Source organism: Citrobacter sp. MGH100 (assembly GCF_001034465.1).
Taxonomy (GTDB): domain Bacteria; phylum Pseudomonadota; class Gammaproteobacteria; order Enterobacterales; family Enterobacteriaceae; genus Citrobacter; species Citrobacter youngae.
The window spans coordinates 84167-104812 of sequence record NZ_KQ089802.1 but is presented as its reverse complement, the minus strand read 5'-3'; the positions used below and the strand labels follow the sequence as shown (position 1 = coordinate 104812).

The 20646-nt window shown below is 54.5% G+C and carries 14 protein-coding genes; 7 read left to right on the top strand and 7 right to left on the bottom strand.

The window, feature by feature from the left end; translation table 11 throughout:
- Entirely contained in the window at positions 1-2448 is a 2448-nt protein-coding gene (glgP, locus tag SK32_RS18390; RefSeq protein WP_048213566.1) for a glycogen phosphorylase, read from the top strand.
- 90 nt (positions 2449-2538) lie between these two features.
- Here glgP and glpD read toward each other — a convergent pair whose 3' ends face one another.
- Positions 2539-4047 carry a glycerol-3-phosphate dehydrogenase gene (glpD, locus tag SK32_RS18385; RefSeq protein WP_048213565.1) on the bottom strand — a complete coding sequence of 503 codons (1509 nt, stop codon included), beginning with the start codon at positions 4045-4047 and terminating at the stop codon, positions 2539-2541.
- A 197-nt stretch (positions 4048-4244) separates the two neighbouring features.
- Between glpD and glpE the strand changes: the two genes are divergently transcribed.
- The 3 genes from glpE (at position 4245) to SK32_RS18370 (ending at position 6251) form a co-directional block, all read left to right on the top strand.
- Positions 4245-4571 carry a thiosulfate sulfurtransferase GlpE gene (gene glpE, locus SK32_RS18380; RefSeq protein ID WP_048213564.1) on the top strand — a complete coding sequence of 109 codons (327 nt, stop codon included), beginning with the start codon at positions 4245-4247 and terminating at the stop codon, positions 4569-4571.
- 75 nt (positions 4572-4646) lie between these two features.
- Entirely contained in the window at positions 4647-5477 is an 831-nt protein-coding gene (gene glpG, locus SK32_RS18375) for a rhomboid family intramembrane serine protease GlpG (RefSeq protein WP_048213800.1), read from the top strand.
- A 15-nt stretch (positions 5478-5492) separates the two neighbouring features.
- Positions 5493-6251, top strand: coding sequence for a DeoR/GlpR family transcriptional regulator (locus SK32_RS18370; RefSeq protein ID WP_003023499.1), 759 nt, complete (start codon positions 5493-5495; stop codon positions 6249-6251).
- A 41-nt stretch (positions 6252-6292) separates the two neighbouring features.
- On the opposite strand, the gene malT is transcribed toward SK32_RS18370, so the two are convergent.
- Positions 6293-8998: an HTH-type transcriptional regulator MalT gene (gene malT, locus SK32_RS18365; protein ID WP_048213563.1), complete on the bottom strand. Its 2706-nt coding sequence runs from the start codon at positions 8996-8998 to the stop codon at positions 6293-6295.
- 627 nt (positions 8999-9625) lie between these two features.
- Between malT and malP the strand changes: the two genes are divergently transcribed.
- Both malP and malQ read left to right on the top strand, forming a co-directional pair.
- A complete protein-coding gene (malP, locus tag SK32_RS18360; RefSeq protein ID WP_048213562.1) occupies positions 9626-12019 on the top strand; it encodes a maltodextrin phosphorylase in 2394 nt (797 codons plus the stop codon).
- A 9-nt stretch (positions 12020-12028) separates the two neighbouring features.
- Positions 12029-14116, top strand: a complete 2088-nt coding sequence (malQ, locus tag SK32_RS18355; protein ID WP_048213561.1) for a 4-alpha-glucanotransferase — start codon at positions 12029-12031, stop codon at positions 14114-14116.
- Between the two features lie 45 nt (positions 14117-14161).
- On the opposite strand, the gene gntT is transcribed toward malQ, so the two are convergent.
- From gntT to gntX, 3 genes are all read right to left on the bottom strand, one after another.
- Positions 14162-15478, bottom strand: coding sequence for a gluconate transporter (gntT, locus tag SK32_RS18350; protein WP_032950402.1), 1317 nt, complete (start codon positions 15476-15478; stop codon positions 14162-14164).
- Positions 15479-15847: 369 nt separating this feature from the next.
- Positions 15848-16423 (bottom strand): Fe-S biogenesis protein NfuA, encoded by a 576-nt coding sequence (nfuA, locus tag SK32_RS18345; RefSeq protein ID WP_003023509.1) that lies wholly within the window; start codon positions 16421-16423, stop codon positions 15848-15850.
- A gap of 58 nt (positions 16424-16481) precedes the next feature.
- Positions 16482-17165 carry a DNA utilization protein GntX gene (gene gntX, locus SK32_RS18340; protein WP_048213560.1) on the bottom strand — a complete coding sequence of 228 codons (684 nt, stop codon included), beginning with the start codon at positions 17163-17165 and terminating at the stop codon, positions 16482-16484.
- Between the two features lie 37 nt (positions 17166-17202).
- Here gntX and bioH point away from each other — a divergent pair, with 37 nt between their 5' ends.
- Positions 17203-17982, top strand: a complete 780-nt coding sequence (bioH, locus tag SK32_RS18335) for a pimeloyl-ACP methyl ester esterase BioH (RefSeq protein WP_048213559.1) — start codon at positions 17203-17205, stop codon at positions 17980-17982.
- 96 nt (positions 17983-18078) lie between these two features.
- On the opposite strand, the gene feoC is transcribed toward bioH, so the two are convergent.
- Both feoC and feoB read right to left on the bottom strand, forming a co-directional pair.
- A complete protein-coding gene (gene feoC / locus SK32_RS18330) occupies positions 18079-18315 on the bottom strand; it encodes a [Fe-S]-dependent transcriptional repressor FeoC (RefSeq protein ID WP_003023516.1) in 237 nt (78 codons plus the stop codon).
- An 11-nt stretch (positions 18316-18326) separates the two neighbouring features.
- Entirely contained in the window at positions 18327-20645 is a 2319-nt protein-coding gene (feoB, locus tag SK32_RS18325) for a Fe(2+) transporter permease subunit FeoB (RefSeq protein ID WP_048213558.1), read from the bottom strand.
- Between the last annotated feature and the right edge of the window lies 1 nt (position 20646).

Below are 20646 nucleotides of genomic sequence, written 5' to 3'. Positions count from 1 at the left end.
ATGAATGCTCCATTTACTTATGCATCGCCCACACTCAGCGTAGAGGCACTTAAGCATTCTATTGCCTACAAGCTGATGTTCACGATTGGTAAAGACCCGGTCATTGCCAATAAACATGAGTGGCTGAACGCCACATTGTTCGCGGTGCGCGATCGTCTCGTGGAGCGCTGGCTGCGTTCTAATCGTGCGCAATTATCCCAGGAAACTCGTCAGGTCTATTACCTGTCTATGGAGTTCCTGATTGGCCGCACGCTTTCCAATGCACTGTTATCGTTGGGGATTTATGACGATGTCAAAAATGCGCTGGAAGGCATGGGGCTGGATCTTGAAGATCTGATCGACGAAGAAAACGACCCGGGTCTTGGCAACGGTGGCCTCGGGCGCCTGGCGGCCTGCTTCCTGGACTCGCTGGCAACGCTGGGACTGCCGGGACGTGGCTACGGTATTCGCTATGACTACGGCATGTTCAAGCAAAACATTGTTGATGGCCGACAGAAAGAGTCGCCAGACTACTGGCTGGAATACGGTAACCCATGGGAGTTCAAACGCCACAATACGCGCTACAAAGTGCGTTTTGGCGGGCGTATTCAGCAGGAAGGCAAGAAAACGCGCTGGATAGAAACTGAAGAGATCCTCGCGGTTGCCTACGACCAGATTATCCCCGGTTACGACACTGATGCCACCAACACGCTGCGCCTGTGGAATGCACAGGCCAGTAGCGAAATCAACCTTGGTAAATTCAATCAGGGCGATTACTTTGCGGCGGTGGAAGATAAAAACCACTCCGAGAACGTTTCCCGCGTGCTGTATCCGGATGACTCCACCTATTCGGGACGCGAGCTGCGCTTGCGTCAGGAGTATTTCCTGGTCTCCGCCACGGTGCAGGATATCCTGAGTCGTCATTACCAACTGCACAAAACCTACGACAACCTGGCGGACAAAATTGCTATTCACCTCAATGACACCCATCCGGTGCTGTCGATCCCTGAGCTGATGCGTCTGCTGATTGATGAGCACAAGTTTAGCTGGGACGATGCCTTTGAGGTGTGCTGTCAGGTCTTCTCGTATACCAACCATACGCTGATGAGCGAGGCGCTGGAAACCTGGCCGGTGGATATGCTGGGTAAAATTCTGCCGCGCCACCTGCAAATTATCTTTGAGATTAACGATTACTTCCTGAAAACGCTGCAGGAGCAGTATCCGAGCGATACGGGTCTGTTGGGGCGGACGTCGATCATCGATGAATCCAACGGCCGCCGGGTGCGTATGGCATGGCTGGCGGTGGTGGTGAGCCACAAGGTTAACGGCGTGTCGGAACTGCACTCCAACCTGATGGTACAGTCGCTGTTTGCTGACTTTGCGAAGATCTTCCCGACCCGTTTTTGCAACGTTACCAACGGCGTGACGCCGCGTCGCTGGCTGGCGCTGGCGAATCCGGCGCTTTCCAATGTGCTGGATGAGAACATTGGCCGTACCTGGCGCACCGATCTCAGTCAGCTCAGCGAACTGGAACAACACTGCGATTACCCGCTGGTAAATCAGGCGGTGCGTCATGCGAAGCTGGAGAACAAAAAGCGACTGGCGACGCTCATCGCGCAGCAGTTGAATGTGGTGGTGAATCCGAAATCGCTGTTTGATGTGCAGATCAAGCGTATTCACGAGTACAAGCGTCAGTTGATGAACGTGCTGCATGTGATCACCCGCTACAACCGCATTAAGGCCGATCCTGACGCCGAGTGGGTGCCGCGTGTGAATATTTTTGCCGGTAAGGCGGCTTCGGCTTATTACATGGCGAAGCACATCATTCACCTGATTAACGATGTCGCGAAAGTGATCAACAACGATCCGCAAATTGGCGACAAACTGAAAGTGGTGTTTATTCCTAACTACAGCGTCAGCCTGGCGCAGGTGATTATTCCTGCCGCCGACCTGTCTGAGCAAATCTCACTGGCCGGGACCGAAGCCTCCGGGACCAGTAACATGAAATTTGCGCTGAATGGCGCGTTGACCATCGGTACGCTGGATGGTGCCAACGTCGAGATGCTGGAACATGTGGGCGCAGAAAATATCTTTATCTTTGGTAATACGGCGGAAGAAGTGGAGGCGCTGCGTAGTCAGGGTTACAAGCCGCGTGAGTATTATGAGAAAGACGAAGAGCTGCACCAGGTGCTGACGCAGATTGGCAGCGGTGTATTCAGCCCTGAGGAGCCGGGACGCTATCGCGACCTGGTGGACTCATTGATTAACTTTGGCGACCACTATCAGGTGCTGGCGGATTATCGCAGCTATGTTGATTGCCAGGATAAGGTGGATGAACTGTATCGTCATCCGGAAGAGTGGACCACCAAGTCGATGATTAATATCGCCAACATGGGCTATTTCTCGTCGGACAGGACGATCAAAGAGTACGCCGAAAACATCTGGCATATTGATTCGGTACGGTTGTAACACACGAGGCCGGGGGCGCTTCGCTTGCCCGGCCTACGTTTATGCACTTTTGTAGGCCGGATAAGGCGTCGCCGCCATCCGGCATTTTTATCAGGACGCCAGCGACAGCTGGTGCTTCTCAATGTATTCAGCCAGCCACTGGGTCATGCGTGACTGCTGCTCAGCGTTCAGCCACATACCTTCTTTCGTACGGCGCCACAACGCATCTTCCGCACGACGAACCCATTCGTGATCGACCAGATATTTCAGCTCGGCCTCATAAAACTCATGGCCAAAGTCTTCACCTAACTCGGCAAGCGAGGTGGCTTCGCCGATGACCCATTCGGTGTTGCTGCCGTAGGTGCGAGAATAATGGCGCGCCAGCGACTCGGTCAGGAACGGGTAGCGACGGCGCAGTTTGGCCGCGTAGTCTTCGCGATCGCCGCCAATGTCACCGCCTGGCAGAATGCACTCTTTCGTCCACGCCGGACCAATGCCCTGATAGTACGATGCCAGTTTTTCCATCGCGTGCTCAGCCAGCTTACGATAGGTCGTCAGCTTGCCGCCAAAGACCGACAGCAGCGGCGCTTTGCCGTTTTCATCATGGATATCCAGCGTGTAATCACGGGTGATAGCCTGCGGCGAGTCGGACTCGTCGTCGCACAGCGGGCGCACGCCTGAGTAAGTCCAGACGATATCATCACGGCCCAGCTGTTTCTTAAAGTGCGCATTGTAGACCTTCAGCAGGTAATTGATTTCACTCTCATCAATTTTCACCGCTTTTGGGTCGCCTTTGTATTCGACGTCGGTCGTCCCGATGATCGAGAATTCGTCCATCCATGGGATGACAAACACAATACGTTTATCTTCGTTTTGCAGGATGTAAGCCTGTTTCTGGGTATGGACGCGCGGCACCACGATGTGGCTGCCTTTAATCAGGCGAATACCGTACGGCGATGGCAGGTGCATGCCGTCGTCGAAGAACTCTTTCACCCACGGGCCGGTGGCGTTGACCAGACCGCGCGCCTGCCAGGTGTGTTTTTTGCCGGTATCGATATCTTCAGCTTCAACAATCCACAAACCGTTTTCACGGCGAGCAGAGGTGGCGCGCGTGCGGGTTAATACTTCTCCGCCTTTGCGTACAACCATTTGGGCGTTTGCCAAAACCAGTCGTGCATCGTCTACCCAGCAGTCAGAATATTCGAAACCGCGCACAATCTCAGGTTTCATTACGGAATCTGCGCCAAAACGCAAACCGGTAGAACCTGGCAAACTGGTGCGTTTGCCCAGATGATCGTACATAAACAGACCAATACGGATCATCCACGCCGGACGCAGGTGCGGGCGATGGGGCAGACGAAAGCGCATCGGGAAGGCGATATGTGGTGCCATTTTCAACAGCACTTCACGTTCGGCCAGCGCTTCGCTCACCAGACGGAATTCGTAGTGTTCCAGGTAGCGCAGGCCACCATGGATGAGTTTGGAGCTGGCGGAGGAGGTCGCGCAGGCTAAATCCTGTGCTTCCAGCATCAGTACGGATAATCCGCGTCCAGCGGCATCTGCCGCGATACCGGCACCGTTGATGCCTCCACCTATCACAATCAGATCTTTGGTTTCCATGCTGGCCTCTCGCACTTTCGTTATAGCTCATTAATGTTCGTTATCGAGCATAATAGCAAAGAATCGCGCCATTGGTAACATCGGATAAACAATTTACAGTGATACATATAACATTATGGTGTTTAACTGCCGTCGGGACGTACACTAAGAAGTAACATGTTTGAAAAGCGTCACCTGCTAATAAAGAAGAGAGAGCAATGGATCAGTTTGAATGTATTAATGTCGAAGAAGCGCATCAGAAGCTGCATCAGGGAGCTGCGGTGTTAGTGGATATCCGCGATCCGCAAAGCTATGCGATGGGTCACGCCCCGCAGGCGTTTCATCTGACGAACGACACGCTGGGGTCATTTATGCGTGAGCATGATTTCGACACCACCGTGTTGGTGATGTGTTATCACGGCAACAGCAGTAAAGGCGCGGCGCAATATCTTCTGCAGCAGGGCTATGACGCGGTTTACAGCGTTGACGGCGGCTTCGATGCCTGGCATCGACATTTTCCGGCAGAAGTGGCATACGGTTCGTAAGCTAACAAAGATGCAGCCTGAAACGGGCAGGATATATATACTGTCCTCTTTTGTGTGGATGAAGCGACAGCAACCATGTTGATGATTACCTCTTTTGCTAACCCCCGCGTGGCGCAGGCATTTGTTGATTATATGGCGACACAGGGCGTTATCCTGACGATTCAACAACATCAGCAAACGGATGTCTGGTTGGCGGATGAGTCCCAGGCTGAGCGCGTGCATGCTGAACTGGCGCGATTTCTGGAGAACCCGGGCGATCCGCGCTATCTGGCGGCAAGCTGGCAGTCAGGGCAGACCGACAGCGGTTTGCGCTATCAACGCTATCCGTTTCTTGCCACGTTGCGCGAACGTGCGGGTCCGGTGACCTGGGCGGTGATGGCCGCGTGTGTGCTGGTGTTTATCGCAATGAATGTGATGGGTGACCAGGCGGTTATGCTCTGGCTGGCATGGCCGTTTGATCCTACGCTGAAATTTGAATTCTGGCGTTATTTCACCCACGCGTTTATGCACTTCTCACTGATGCACATTCTGTTCAACCTGTTGTGGTGGTGGTATCTCGGCGGCGCGGTTGAAAAACGACTCGGCAGCGGAAAACTAATCGTCATTACCGTAATTAGCGCGCTGTTGAGCGGCTATGTGCAGCAGAAATTTAGCGGCCCGTGGTTCGGTGGACTTTCCGGCGTAGTGTATGCCCTGATGGGCTACGTGTGGTTGCGCGGTGAGCGCGATCCGCAAAGCGGCATTTTCCTGCAGCGTGGTTTGATTATCTTTGCGTTGATGTGGATTGTTGCCGGCTGGTTTGATTTGTTCGGCATGTCGATGGCGAACGGCGCGCATATCGCCGGGCTGGCCGTCGGTCTGGCAATGGCATTTGCTGATACTATTCATGTGCGAAAACGAACGTAATTTCAGGGAACCATAATGAAGCAAACACAACGACATGACGCGATCATCGAACTGGTAAAAAAACAGGGATACGTCAGCACCGAGGAGCTGGTGGAGCATTTCTCCGTCAGCCCACAGACGATTCGCCGCGATCTCAACGATCTGGCCGATCAGAACATGATTTTGCGCCATCACGGCGGCGCGGCGCTGCCCTCCAGCTCGGTCAACACGCCGTGGCATGACCGTAAAGCGACGCAGACGGCGGAAAAAGAGCGCATTGCCCGCAAAGTCGCCACGCAGATCCCGAACGGCTCCACGCTGTTTATTGATATCGGCACCACGCCGGAAGCGGTCGCTCATGCGCTGCTTAATCACAGCAACCTGCGCATTGTGACCAACAACCTCAATGTGGCGAATACGCTGATGGCAAAAGAGGATTTCCGCATTATTCTGGCCGGTGGCGAACTGCGTAGCCGTGACGGCGGTATTATGGGCGAAGCGACCCTCGACTTTATTTCACAGTTCCGTCTGGACTTTGGCATCTTAGGGATAAGCGGTATCGACAGCGATGGTTCGCTGCTGGAATTTGATTATCACGAAGTTCGCACCAAACGCGCCATTATTGAGAATTCACGTCATGTGATGCTGGTGGTGGATCATTCGAAGTTTGGTCGTAATGCGATGGTGAACATGGGCAGTATCAGCATGGTGGATGCAGTATATACCGACACGCTACCGCCTGCTGGCGTGATGCAGGTCATTGCTGACCATCATATCCAGTTAGAGTTGTGCTAAGCGGGTTCCAGGCCTGATACGCATAGCGCATCAGGCGTTAACTAAACGCCATACCCCATCATCTTCAGCAGTTTCTGCGCATGTTGCACCGCATCCTGGCGGTGCGCCACGCCGAGCTTTTGGTACAAATTGCGGATGTGCGTCTTAATGGTCGTCGCGGCAACAGCCAGCTCACCGGCAATCTGCTCGTTGCTGTAGCCAGAATAAATCAGACCGAGAACCTGCCATTCACGCTGGGTCAGCGGGCTGGTACGGATCAGCTCCGGGACGTCCGGGTGGGTGAGCAGGCGTTCAACGAACCCTTCATCAAAGTGGGCGAATTTGTGGCGGTGATGCTGGTTAATCTCGCGCAAAATACGCTGCGCACGATGCTGTTCAAGTTCCGGTAATGTGTTGAGCTGAATCAGCTGGCGTAACTGCTGCGCCATGGCCTCGCCTTCGATCACAAAGTGGCTGATGAACCCGGTGCGGTTCGCCAGTTGCAGGGCGTCGAGCAACACCCGCTGTGCGTCATTTTTGCGCCCCGCCTGCCAGTACAATTGATTAAGCAGCAGCAGGTTACGGTTCAGATCGCTCATCAGGCGCAGATTGCGCGCATTTTCATTCAACTCTTCCAGCACAATCTCAGCCGGTTCAAACTCGCCCAGCAGGATCTGCGCACGGGCGATGTTGCGCCATTGTCCTTGCAGGAAGTGGTTATTGGCGAATTCCGGTTTCGGCGTGTGGCGCAGCCAGTTGGCGGCTGAATTTTTGTCGCCGACCATTTGCCAGTAAATCACCCGGACTTTATCAGCGTTGGAGATCCAGTCGCTGTGATAGTGGCCATTACCCAGCAGGTTTTCCAGACGGTTGAGCAGGCTACGGGCGTTGTCCAGATCGCCACGCGCCAGCGAACACTGAACCTGCAGCGCCAGACACTGTAGCTGCTGCTGCGGCTGGAAGGTGGAAAGTAGTTCAATACCCGAGCGGGCAGACGCTTCCGCTTCGTCCAGGCGCGCCCATGCCCACAGGAGCTGCGCACGAATGCGCACCAGGAACTCGTGCATCGGCAGCTGTTCGAGGTGCTGCTCTTTGATCAGCTGGAACGCTTTTTCCTGGATTTCCCAGGCGGCCTGCAAAAAGCCCTGGGCAAACAAGATTTCACTTTGCTGAATAAGACTCCACAGGGCGTAATGCCAGACGTCATGATGGCGCGCCATTTGTTCGGTTTGCTGCATCAACGCCAGAGAACGCGTGAGGTCGCCCTTACAGTGCAGAACTTCGCCGTGTACCGAGGTGGCGACAATTCGGCTATAGAACCAGGCGATGGGTAATTCATCCAGCGCCAGTTTCGCCAGACGCTCGGCTTCATCAGGATTTCCGTCGTTAATCGCGACCTGCGCTCGCAGGGCGTTAAATTCAGCATGTAGCGTCTGTTCCATATCGCCTTTCATTTCCTGCTCAGCGCGCGCCAGCAGGGTATTCACCTCGCCGTAGCGGTGCTGGCTTTGCATCAGCCAGGCTTGCAGCAGAACCAGACGCGGATTTTCCAGCAGGCTTTCCCACGGCAGAGCTTTCAATGACTCTTCAAGTAATGCCAGTTCGCTGTGGTTAAACAGCCCCCACGCATGATTGAGCAGAATGTCGCGCAGCATATGAGCGTCGCCTGCCGCCAGCGCGTGGTGGATGGCTTCGGTCGGAAAACCTTGCGCCATCCAGCTTTCAGCGGCGGCGCGGTGTATTTCGGGAAGTTCGGTAGCTAACTCCCACTGGCAACGCTGGCGTAAAAAGCTGCCAAATAGCGGGTGATAGCTAAACCATTCGCCGACATCATCCATCCGCTGCAGGAATAATCCCTGGCGCTCAATTTCCTCCAGCCGCATTTGGCCGTTTTCTTCGCCCGTGACCCGAACAATCAGCGCATCGTTCATCGAGCGCAGGATGGCGCTTTTTAGCAGGAAATGGCGGGTTCCGATATCGACGCTGTCCAGGACTTCATCGACCAGATAATCGGATAAATGGCTGGCGTTGATACCGGCCAGACGTCGTGCCGACTGGTGGGCGGAATGGTTGTTCTGACGGGCAGATAAGGCGATCAGCTGTAACGCCGTGGCCCAGCCTGCAACGTCATCGCACATGCGGCTACTTTCCGCAGCCTCAATCGGGGAGGACAGGCGACGGTCAAAGAATTGTTTGGCTTCCTGGTGGTTAAACGCCAACTGCTGGCTGCCGATTTCCAGCAGTTGATCGCGTACGCGCAGGTTGGCAATGCCCAGTTGCGGTAGGTTTCGCGACAGCACGACTAACGTCAGATTCTCCGGCTGATGGCGCAGGAAAAAACGCATCGCTTCGTGGATGGCCGGATTGGAGATCAGATGATAATCATCCACGACCAGATAGAGTGGACGATGCCACTCTGCCAGTTCAATGAACAACTGGGCAAACAGTGAAGTCAGGCTGGCATACTGGCGTTTTTGCACCATGGCTTCGCTGGTGGTGCAGTGCCCACCGGTCGCCTGTTGGATTGCCGCAATCAAATAGCTGGCGAAGCGCTCTTGCTGGTTATCGCCTTCATCCAGGGAATACCAGCCTAATTCGTTCTTCCCCGCCGCCCATTGTGAAACAAGCGTTGTTTTTCCATAACCAGCAGGACTTGTTATCAGGGCAAGCCTGAAATTGTTCGCGCCGGAAAGTTTAGCCAGCAGGCGCTCACGAACCACCGTATGGTCGAGTCGAACCGGACGACTTAATTTAGACGGAATCAACATAAGTTAGTCACTTCACTGTGTGAATATGGGGGAAAACGATTTTTTTTGCGCTTCGTAATTAATAGATATAAGGTCGGCCAGAACGGGATTTATTGCAAGCTAAGCGGACTTTTTGTGTGTCTGATTTTGCACTATGTCACAAATCTATACATCTATTGCAATAATTGTTTTAAAGAGTCGCAACAGGCATGGTGACTGGATCCAGCGTTATTTTTACGGGGCGGAATAACTCCTCTTCTTTTATATGGTTACTGTGGTGATGAATAAAAGTCGATGAATTTTGTGCTCGACTTAAAACTTTCATGTGAAATATCTCAAGCAGAATGTGTATTTCAGGTTAGAAACTATTTCTCCGTTTACATATTTTTTCTAAATGTCATCTTCCTGTTTGATATTGTCTGGATAATCCCTTTTGATTAATGCGAAAACCGCGATGCATTTCAGGGGTATGCGCAGAGCCTGCGTATTTATCAGCCATAATACCCCTCGTAAAGTGGCGGCGATCACATTTTAACGCTCATCCCCGCTCCTCCTCCCTACCTAATCCCTGGCAGGATGAGGAAGGTCAACAACGAGCCTGGCAAACTAGCGATAACGTTGTTTATTACCTAAGGACCTGGAATCCCTATGTCACAGCCTACTTTCAACAAAGATCAATTTCAGGCTGCCCTGACGCGTCAGTGGCAGCGCTTCGGTTTATCGTCGGCTCACGAAATGACGTCGCGCCAGTGGTGGCAGGCCGTGAGTGGGGCGTTGGCTGAGTTACTCAGCGCCCAGCCTGCGGTGAAACCGGCAAAAAATCAGCGCCATGTTAACTATATCTCAATGGAGTTTTTGATTGGCCGTCTGACGGGGAACAACTTGCTCAACCTGGGCTGGTATCAGGCGGTGAGCGACGAGCTGAAAGCACACGACATCAACCTGACCGACTTGCTGGAAGAAGAAACCGATCCGGCGTTGGGGAACGGGGGGCTGGGCCGTCTGGCTGCGTGTTTCCTCGACTCGATGGCAACGGTTGGCCAGTCGGCGACGGGCTATGGCCTCAACTATCAGTACGGCTTATTCCGTCAGTCATTTGCTGATGGGCAACAGATGGAAGCTCCGGATGACTGGCATCGCGGCAGCTACCCGTGGTTCCGTCACAACGAAGCGCTGGATGTGCAGGTAGGGATTGGCGGCAAGGTCAGCAAACAAGGCCACTGGGAGCCGGGATTCATCATCACCGGTCAGGCCTGGGATCTACCGGTTCTCGGCTACCGCAACGGCGTGGCGCAGCCGCTGCGTCTGTGGCAGGCCAGCCATGCGCATCCGTTTAACCTGACCAAATTTAACGACGGTGATTTCCTGCGTGCCGAGCAGCAGGGTATCGACGCTGAAAAACTGACCAAAGTGCTGTACCCGAACGACAACCACACGGCGGGTAAAAAGCTGCGCCTGATGCAGCAGTACTTCCAGTGCGCCTGCTCCGTAGCCGATATTCTGCGCCGCCATCATCTGGCAGGGCGTAAACTGCATGAGCTGGCTGATTTTGAAGTTATTCAACTGAACGACACCCACCCGACCATTGCCATTCCTGAGCTGCTGCGCGTGCTGATCGATGAGCACCAGATGAGCTGGGACGATGCATGGACGATCACCAGCAAGACGTTTGCGTATACCAACCACACTTTGATGCCAGAGGCGCTGGAGTGCTGGGATGAGAAGCTGGTGAAAGCGCTATTACCGCGCCATATGCAAATCATCAAAGAGATTAACGACCGCTTTAAGACGCTGGTCGATAAAACCTGGCCGGGTGATGCTGAAGTCTGGGCGAAGCTGGCGGTGGTGCACAACAAACAGGTGCGCATGGCCAACATGTGCGTGGTCAGCGGCTTTGCGGTTAATGGTGTGGCAGCGCTGCACTCCGATCTGGTGGTGAAAGATCTGTTCCCGGAATATCACCAACTGTGGCCGAACAAATTCCATAACGTCACCAACGGGATTACCCCACGTCGCTGGATTAAGCAGTGCAACCCGGCGCTGGCAGCGCTGCTGGATAAATCGCTGAAAAAAGAGTGGGCCAACGATCTCGACCAGCTGATTAATCTGGAAAAATACGCCGACGACGCGAAGTTCCGTCAGCAGTATCGTGACATCAAGCTGGAGAACAAAGCGCGTCTGGTGAAGTTTATTAAAGCGCGAACCGGTATTGAGATAACGACTAACGCGATTTTTGATATTCAGATTAAACGTCTGCATGAGTACAAGCGTCAGCACCTGAACCTGCTGCATATTCTGGCGTTGTACAAAGAAATCCGTGAGAACCCGCAGGCCGATCGCGTGCCGCGCGTATTCCTGTTTGGGGCGAAAGCGGCTCCGGGTTACTACCTGGCGAAAAATATCATCTTCGCCATTAACAAGGTGGCGGAAACCATCAATAACGACCCGAAAGTTGGCGATAAGTTGAAGGTCGTGTTCCTGCCGGATTACTGTGTCTCAGCGGCGGAAATGCTGATCCCGGCGGCGGATATCTCTGAGCAGATCTCAACCGCAGGGAAAGAGGCTTCCGGCACCGGCAACATGAAGCTGGCGCTGAATGGCGCCTTAACTGTCGGTACGCTGGATGGCGCAAACGTCGAAATCGCCGAAAAAGTGGGCGACGAGAATATCTTTATCTTTGGTCATACCGTGGAAGAGGTGAAGGCGCTCAAGGCCAAAGGTTACGATCCGGTGAAATGGCGTAAGAAAGACAAAGTGCTGGATGCGGTCCTGAAAGAGCTGGAAAGCGGGAAATACAGCGACGGCGACAAGCATGCCTTTGACCAGATGCTGCACAGTATCGGCAAGCAGGGCGGCGACCCGTATCTGGTGATGGCGGACTTCGCGGCCTACGTTGAAGCTCAGAAGCAGGTTGACGTGTTGTATCGTGACCAGGAAGCCTGGACCCGGGCGGCGATTCTGAATACCGCACGTTGCGGCATGTTCAGCTCGGATCGCTCCATCCGCGATTATCAGGCCCGTATCTGGCAGGCGAAACGTTAAGGAATCGCGATGGAAAGCAAACGTCTGGATAATGCCGCGCTGGCGGCGGGGATCAGCCCCAATTACATTAACGCTTACGGCAAACCGCAGTCTATTGGCGCCGAAACCAAGCGGCGTTTGCTTGAAGCCATGCATCGCACCACCGCCGCCACGCAGGTGGCGGTGACGCCAGTGCCGAATGTCATGGTTTATACCGCCGGTAAGAAAATGTCGCTGGCGGTTGAGGGAAGCGGAGAGTTTAGCTGGCTGCTGACCACTGAAGATGGCGTACAGCACAAAGGGCATGCCATCGGCGGCAAATCTTTTCACCTTCCGACGAAACTGTCGGAGGGCTATCACACGCTGACATTGACGCAGGGCGAGCTGCGCACCCACTGTCGTGTCATCGTGGCGCCAAAGCGCTGCTATGAACCGCAGGCGCTGCTGGAGGGGCAAAAACTGTGGGGCGCATGCGTTCAGCTCTACACCCTGCGTTCAGAGAAAAACTGGGGGATTGGCGACTTTGGCGATCTCCGCGCCATGCTGGTAGATGTGGCGCAACGCGGCGGCGCGTTTATCGGGCTTAATCCTATTCACGCGCTGTATCCGGCGAACCCGGAAAGCGCCAGCCCGTACAGCCCGTCGTCACGTCGCTGGCTGAACGTTATTTATATTGATGTTAACGCAGTAGATGATTTCCGCCTGAGTAAAGAGGCGCAGGCGTGGTGGCAGAAACCCGCGACTCAGCAAACCCTGCAACGTGCGCGCGATAGTGAGTGGGTTGATTATTCTGCTGTTACCGCACTGAAGATGACGGCGCTGCGCATGGCGTGGAAAAATTTCTCTGCACGTGACGATGAGCAGATGGCGGCATTTCGCCAGTTTGTGGCTCAGGAAGGAGATAGCCTGTACTGGCAGGCAGCCTTTGACGCGTTGCATGCGCATCAGGTGCAAGAGGATGCGTTGCGCTGGGGATGGCCGGTGTGGCCGGAAGCTTTTCAGTCGGTAGATTCGCCGGAGGTCAAACAGTTCTGCGCAGAGCATCGTGATGAGGTGGATTTCTACCTGTGGCTGCAGTGGCTGGCGTATACCCAGTTTGCTGACTGCTGGAAAACCAGCCAGGGTTTTGCGATGCCGATTGGACTGTATCGCGACCTGGCGGTTGGTGTGGCAGAAGGTGGGTCAGAGACCTGGTGTGACCGTGAACTGTATTGTCTGAAAGCCTCAGTTGGCGCGCCGCCGGATATTCTTGGGCCGCTTGGGCAAAACTGGGGGCTGCCGCCGATGGATCCGCACATCATCACGGCACGGGCCTACGAACCGTTTATCGAACTGCTGCGCGCCAATATGCAGAACTGCGGCGCGCTGCGTATCGACCATGTTATGTCGATGCTGCGTCTGTGGTGGATCCCCTACGGTGAAACTGCCGATCACGGCGCTTACGTGCACTATCCGGTCGACGATCTGCTTTCAATTCTGGCGCTGGAGAGTAAACGTCATCACTGCATGGTAATTGGTGAGGATCTGGGTACCGTTCCCGTGGAGATCGTCAGCAAGCTGCGCGACAGCGGCGTGTACTCCTACAAAGTGCTTTATTTCGAGAATGACCATGAGAAAAACTTCCGTGCGCCGAAAGCGTACCCGGAACAATCAATGGCAGTCGCGGCGACGCATGACCTTCCTACGCTTAAAGGTTATTGGGATAGCGGCGATTTGACGCTGGGTAAGGCGCTGGGCCTGTACCCGGATGAAGTCGTGCTGCGGGGGTTGTATCAGGACCGGGAGCTGGCGAAACAGGGGCTGCTGGACGCGCTGCACAAATACGGCTGCCTGCCAAAACGTGCTGGTCACAAGGCGTCACTGATGTCGATGACGCCGATTCTTAATCGCGGCATGCAACGCTACATCGCTGACAGCAACAGCGCGTTGCTGGGCCTGCAACCGGAAGACTGGCTGGATATGGCTGAACCGGTCAACATTCCGGGGACCAGCGACCAGTACAAAAACTGGCGGCGTAAGCTCACCGCCACACTGGAGCAGATGTTTGCAGATGAGGGCGTGAACAAGCTGATTAAGGATTTGGATAAGCGGCGAAAAGCAGCGGCGAAGAAGAAGTAAAGAAATTAAGCCGGGTAGGCGCTAGCGCCACCCGGCTTTTTTACATCAGATTGCCATATTTAACAGCAGGCACCCTACCAGGCCGCATACTGAAATAATGGTTTCCAGCATTGACCATGACTTGATGGTTTCACCGATGGTCAGGTTGAAGTACTCCTTGAACAGCCAGAAGCCAGGATCGTTCACGTGGGAGAAAATGACAGAACCGGAACCGACTGCAATAACCATTAGCTCAGGGCTTACGCCGGTCGTTGCAATTAGTGGTGCCACAATCCCGCCAGCGGTGATTGCCGCAACGGTTGCTGAACCCAGTGCGATACGCAGGACCGCCGCAATAGACCATGCCATCAGCAGTGGAGACACGTTAGAGCCATGCATCATTGAAGCGATGTATTTGTCCACGCCGCTATCAACCAGGACCTGTTTGAAGGCACCGCCACCACCGATAATCAACAGCATCATCGCGATGATTTTGATTGAGGACACCAGCGTGTCGTTAATCTGATCCATCGAACGTCCACGGTTCAGACCAAACGTGAACATCGCAATCAGCACCGCGATAAGCGTTGCCATAACCGGGTCACCGAGGAATTCTGCAACAGTCAGGAAAGCATGTCCTTTCGGCAGGATCATCTCCGCCACGGCGCGCATCGCCATCAGAATAACCGGGACCAGAGAGGTCCAGACGCTGACGCCAAAGCCTGGCATCTCTTCTTCAGTGAAGGTTTTCGCGCTGTACAGACCTTCCGGGATCGGCTTATCGATACCTTTCAGGAAACGTGCGTAAACAGGACCGGCGAGAATAACGGTCGGGATTGCCAGAATCGTACCAAACAGCAGGGTTTTACCCATATCTGCATGGAAAATAGTGGCGATAGCAGTCGGACCCGGGTGCGGCGGCAGGAAGCCGTGCGTTACGGACAGCGCGGCAGCCATCGGCACGCCAACGTACAGCAGCGGGATATTGGCAGCAGCGGCAATGGTGAACACCAGCGGCAGCATCAGTACGAAACCAACTTCGTAGAACAGGGCAAAACCAACGGTGAAGCCGGTTAATACCACCGCCCACTGAATATGTTTTTTGCCGAATTTAGCAATCAGGGTGGTTGCGATGCGCTGTGCGCCGCCGCAGTCCGCCAGCATTTTGCCCAGCATGGCGCCAAAACCCATAATCAGGGCGAGGCTGCCAAGGGTTCCGCCGACACCGGCTTTAATCGAACCAATGACTTTATCCAGTGGCATCCCTTGCATCAATCCGACAGCAAGCGCCACCAGGACGAGAGCGATGAAACCGTTCATTTTGAAACGGATCATCAGGAGGAGTAACAAGATTACACCGATAGCAACGATGACTAATGGCATGATTTACCTGGCCTTTACTTTGTTATGGGTAACGTCAGTGTTTAGATGACAAATTCCGATTGTCCCGACCGGGAACAGCGTATTCACAGCACCAATGCTGATTGCCCGTAAAACTAATCAGTTTCGCTGGCTGTTATGTGCGTCTTGGGTGCTGATACGAATGATACGGGTAACATACTGCGCTTGAGAATCACCTGGACAGGCAAAATTTAAATTATGAGAGGCTGGTCAAATTATGCGGGGGGATTGTTGCAGGGTACGTGCAGAGAAATGTAAGGGCGTAGGCCGGATAAAGCGTTTACGCTGCCATCCGGCATCAATGCCCGATGGCGACGCGGATGCGTCTTACCGGGCCTACAAGTCTGGTCGCTAGTAGTAAGAGTGCTCGCCACGCTGGTGTTCGGTTAAATCGCGAACGCCTTTCAGTTCCGGGAATTCAGCCAGCAGCTGCTTCTCGATACCTTCTTTCAGCGTCACATCGACCATTGAACAGCCGTTACAGCCGCCGCCAAACTGCAGAATGGCGTAGCCTTCATCGGTGATTTCCATCAGAGATACGCGACCACCGTGGCCTGCCAGCTGCGGGTTGATCTGCGATTGCAGCATGTACTCCACGCGTTCCATCAGCGGTGCATCATCGGCAACTTTACGCATTTTGGCGTTTGGCGCTTTCAGGGTCAGCTGGGAGCCTAACTGGTCGGTAACGAAATCGATTTCTGCATCTTCCAGATACGGTGCGCTCAGTTCATCAACATATGCGGTCAGCAGGTCAAATTTAATGGCGGTGTCGGTTGCTTCCACGGCGTCTGGCGGACAATAAGAAACGCCGCATTCAGCGTTAGGCGTGCCGGGATTAATCACAAATACGCGGATTTGTGTCCCTTCTTCCTGATTTGCCAGCAGTTTGGCAAAGTGCGCTTGTGCAGCATCGGAAATATGGATCATAGTAATGGCCTAATAGTTGACTATTTTACTTGGTTATAATACGCCCATCATCGAGGCTCTACAAGGTTCGACACAGGCACCATACCTGGACAGTCGCCGCGCCGTTGCGTAAAAGCAGCTGCGCGATTTCCGCGACGGTACTTCCGGTAGTGACGACATCATCCACAATAACCATATGGAGTCCCTGCACCGGCAATTCAAGGCGAAAGGCGTTTTTCAGGTTACGTTTACGCAATCGGGCGCTGAGATGGTGCTGCGTGGCGGTTGCCCGAACCCGCGATATGGTCCGGCTGTCCCAGTCGCAGCCCAGCCAGCGCGCCAGTGGGCGACACAGTAATTCGCTCTGATTAAACCCCCTGCGCCAGTGCCGTCGCTGCCAGAGCGGTACGCTGACGAGCCTGTCCGGCAGAGGAAGAGCGCTGACACGTCGGGCCTGTAGTACCTCCAGCAACAGCAAACGCGAAAGAGCGGAGGCTGTTTCGCTGCGTCGCGAAAACTTGAGCTGGTGGATAAGCCCGCTCAACGGCGGAACATAGTCGCTGACGGTGACCAGCCGCTGCCACGGCGGCGGTTTTTGCAGGCAGCGCCCACAGGGAATGATGGTATGAGCTGCAGGGAGTCCACATTGGGGGCATAGGTTGGCGTGTTGACGCGTTGCCCGCGTACAGACTGAGCAGATCCCCCAATGCCCTAACCTCAGCGGCATTCGGCATAGCCAGCATAATCCTGGTACTGTTAGCATAGAGACATCCTTGTTAGCTAAAAGAGAACAGTAACTGATGAATGACATCTGGTGGCAGACCCAGGGTTCGGGAAATTGCCATCTTGTGCTGCTGCACGGATGGGGACTGAATGCAGAGGTGTGGCATTGCATAAGCGAGGAACTGAGCTCGCATTTCACGCTGCATCTTGTCGACTTACCGGGATTTGGCCGCAGCCAGGGTTTCGGCGCGATGTCGCTGGAAGAGATGGCTGAGCGAGTATTAAAACAGGCACCGGAGAAGGCCATTTGGCTCGGCTGGAGCCTGGGCGGGCTGGTTGCAAGCCAGGTGGCGTTAACCCATCCTGAGCGTGTTCAGGCGCTGGTGACCGTGGCCTCTTCCCCTTGCTTTAGCGCGCGCGAGGAGTGGCCAGGCATCAAGCCAGAAGTGCTGGCAGGCTTCCAGCAGCAGCTGAGCGAAGATTTCCAGCGTACAGTGGAGCGTTTTCTGGCGTTGCAAACGATGGGCACGGAAACCGCACGTCAGGATGCGCGAGCGCTGAAGAAAACGGTGTTGGCATTACCCATGCCGGACGTCGAGGTACTTAATGGCGGGCTGGAGATCCTGAAAACGGTCGATTTGCGTGAGCCGTTGTGCTCGGTGGAAATGCCTTTCCTGCGGTTGTACGGCTATCTTGACGGGCTGGTGCCGCGCAAAGTCGTCCCAATGCTCGATGCCCTCTGGCCGCAGAGCGAGTCTTTGGTGTTTGCTAAGGCGGCGCATGCACCGTTTATCTCGCATCCCGCCGAGTTTTGCGCAGCGCTGGTGGCGTTAAAACAGAAACTGAATTGCTTCTAAAGTAACGGATATCTGCATAAACGAATTATCCGGCCTGGACGTTTGCACCATTTGTAGGCCGGATAAGCGTAGCGCCATCCGGCAAAGAGCATCTGATTAGCGTAAAGCCCACCATTCGCGCAGGCAGGCTTTACCTTCCGGGCAACTTTTGCAGCTTCCGGAAAGACACCCGTCGGCATCTTCCTGAATCCGCACCGCTTTGCCCATCTTTTCTAACTGATTCAGCATGGCGTCAATCATCGGCTGCGGGGTGTGCAGCGTGTGGCTAATTTGTGTTGCCTCCATGCGCCCCCGCAAAGCCAATAAATCACGAACCTGAATAAGCGATGCCATTGTCGATAACCTTAGTGGCAATCGCCAGTGGTGCTGGAGCAGCAGGAACTTGCCGTTCGGTTGGTCGCCAGCAGTGCGAGGTCCACACGGCTACGTGCTCGACGCAGCAGGCCCAGTAACACGATGTTAAACAGGATGACCGCTAAAATGCACACCAGGCTGTAGGTCGGGTGTTCTTTGTAGCTGACCGCCTGATAAAACAGCGTTGACAGCGAATAAGCGATATTCAGCCCCCACAAAACCGAGAAGCCCATCCAGCCACGGCTGGATTCACGTGCGATAGCGCCCATCACTGAAATGCACGGCACATACAGCAGCACGAAAATCAGGTAGCTGTACGCGGCGGCGGCGCTGCCAAATTTCTCACCCATCACGCCCATTGCGCCCGTCGCCATTTCTCCGTCGCCCTTGCTGGCTTCGATAGGGTTGGCCAGTACGCTCAGGCTGAAGGTGTCTTTCAGGCTTTGCCAGGTTTCATCCACCGCACCGAGCAGCTCGTCGCCAAGGTGGAAATCTGCCGGATTGAACTCTTCTTCCTGAATGTTTTCTGCGGTATAGAGCGTGTTCAGTGTACCAACTACCACTTCTTTCGCCATCGCGCCGGTGAACAAACCTACGGTTGCCTGCCAGTTATCTTCGTGAACGCCAATCGGTTTAAACACTGGAGTAATAACACGGCTAACGGAGGCCAGCGCAGAGTCGTTGATGTTGTCGACGATTTTTCCGCTCAGCGAGAAGCTGTTAAACGCGCTGAGGAAAATGCTGACGATGATGATGACTTTACCCGCACGCAGAACGAAGCCTTTCAGGCGTTGCCACGTTTGAATGATCAGACTCTTGATGTGCGGCACGTGGTATACCGGCAGCTCCATCACGAACGGCGTTGCTTCACCACGCATGATGGTGTGTTTGAGCATCAGGCCCGTCAACACCGCCATCACGATACCCAGTACGTACAGCGAGAAGACCGCCAGTGCGCCGTTCTGACCAAAGAATGCTGCGGCAAACACGGCGAAAATCGCCAGACGTGCGCCGCAGGACATAAACGGCGCCATCATGATGGTCATCAGACGCTCACGCGGGGCGTCCAGCGTACGTGCGCCCATCACGGACGGTACGTTACAGCCAAAGCCGACGATCAGCGGCACAAACGATTTGCCCGGCAGTCCCAGCGCCTGCATCAGACGGTCCATCACAAATGCGGCGCGCGCCATGTAGCCGGAGTCTTCAAGGAAGGAGAGGAACAGGTACATCATGCCGATTTGCGGTACCAGCGGTAGCACGGTGTTAATCCCGCCGCCAAGGCCCTGGGCCAGGAAGATGGTTAGCCAGTCCGGGAAGTGCAGCGTGTAGCCAATCCACTGAATACCATGAATAAAGAGCGCCACGGAGCCGACGTCAAACAACGGTTGCAGCGCGCCGCCGATGTTAATGGCGAGCAGGAACATCAGGTACATCACGAACAGGAAAATCGGTAGCCCGAGGAAGCGGTTGAGAACGATTTTATCTACCGCGGTGGTGAAACGGCTCGGTTCTGCCGTCAGAGTATTGCTGACGGTATCGCAGATAGCGGCAATGCACTGATAGCGCGCATCGGCGATGTGCAGCGCCGGATCGTCCATAGTCTCGCTCAGGCGTGCGATGGAAGCATCGAGATTTTGCGCGGCATCACCCGCATAGGCGCGGCTGTAGATATCGCCTTCCAGCATCTGCAGACCCAGCCAGCGGCGCTGTTTCAATGGCATGTCTTTGGCCATCGCGTCGGCGAGGGAATCCGCTTCCTGCAGCAACGGCTGGGCATAATGGACCAGCTCGACGGTGTCGTTTTCTTTGTAGCGGTCGATCGCCAGCTTCAGCGCTTCAATGCCGCGGGCTCGGGTGGAAACCAGCGGAACCACCGGGCAGCCAAGACGTGCTGAGAGGGCGTCGATATCAATACGGATTTGCTGCTTTTCAGCGATATCCAGCATATTCAACGCGACGATGCAGGGGATGCCCAACTCAAGCAGTTGCAACGTCAGGTAGAGATTGCGTTCAAGATTTGACGCATCGACCACGTTGATCAACAGATCCGCATCACCGCTCAAAATATAGTGACAGGCAATTTGCTCATCGAGAGAGGTCTGGGATGAGATTGTCGTCAGTGAATAGGTGCCAGGTAAATCCACCAGCGTGACCTGATGGTCCGTTGTGGCGAAATGACCTTCTTTACGCTCAACGGTAACGCCAGCCCAGTTACCTACACGCTGGCGCGCGCCGGTGAGCTGGTTGAATAAGGTTGTCTTGCCGGAATTAGGATTACCAATTAAACCAATGGTTAGTTTTTTCATT

Coding starts and splice junctions, on each gene's coding strand:
- malT (WP_048213563.1), bottom strand. CDS start 8,998: ATGTTGATTCCGTCTAAATTAAGTCGTCCGGTTCGACTCGACCATACG.
- glpG (WP_048213800.1), top strand. CDS start 4,647: ATGTTGATGATTACCTCTTTTGCTAACCCCCGCGTGGCGCAGGCATTT.
- nfuA (WP_003023509.1), bottom strand. CDS start 16,423: ATGATCCATATTTCCGATGCTGCACAAGCGCACTTTGCCAAACTGCTG.
- gntT (WP_032950402.1), bottom strand. CDS start 15,478: ATGCCATTAGTCATCGTTGCTATCGGTGTAATCTTGTTACTCCTCCTG.
- malP (WP_048213562.1), top strand. CDS start 9,626: ATGTCACAGCCTACTTTCAACAAAGATCAATTTCAGGCTGCCCTGACG.
- glgP (WP_048213566.1), top strand. CDS start 1: ATGAATGCTCCATTTACTTATGCATCGCCCACACTCAGCGTAGAGGCA.
- glpE (WP_048213564.1), top strand. CDS start 4,245: ATGGATCAGTTTGAATGTATTAATGTCGAAGAAGCGCATCAGAAGCTG.
- glpD (WP_048213565.1), bottom strand. CDS start 4,047: ATGGAAACCAAAGATCTGATTGTGATAGGTGGAGGCATCAACGGTGCC.
- feoC (WP_003023516.1), bottom strand. CDS start 18,315: ATGGCATCGCTTATTCAGGTTCGTGATTTATTGGCTTTGCGGGGGCGC.
- feoB (WP_048213558.1), bottom strand. CDS start 20,645: ATGAAAAAACTAACCATTGGTTTAATTGGTAATCCTAATTCCGGCAAG.
- SK32_RS18370 (WP_003023499.1), top strand. CDS start 5,493: ATGAAGCAAACACAACGACATGACGCGATCATCGAACTGGTAAAAAAA.
- bioH (WP_048213559.1), top strand. CDS start 17,203: ATGAATGACATCTGGTGGCAGACCCAGGGTTCGGGAAATTGCCATCTT.
- malQ (WP_048213561.1), top strand. CDS start 12,029: ATGGAAAGCAAACGTCTGGATAATGCCGCGCTGGCGGCGGGGATCAGC.
- gntX (WP_048213560.1), bottom strand. CDS start 17,165: ATGCTAACAGTACCAGGATTATGCTGGCTATGCCGAATGCCGCTGAGG.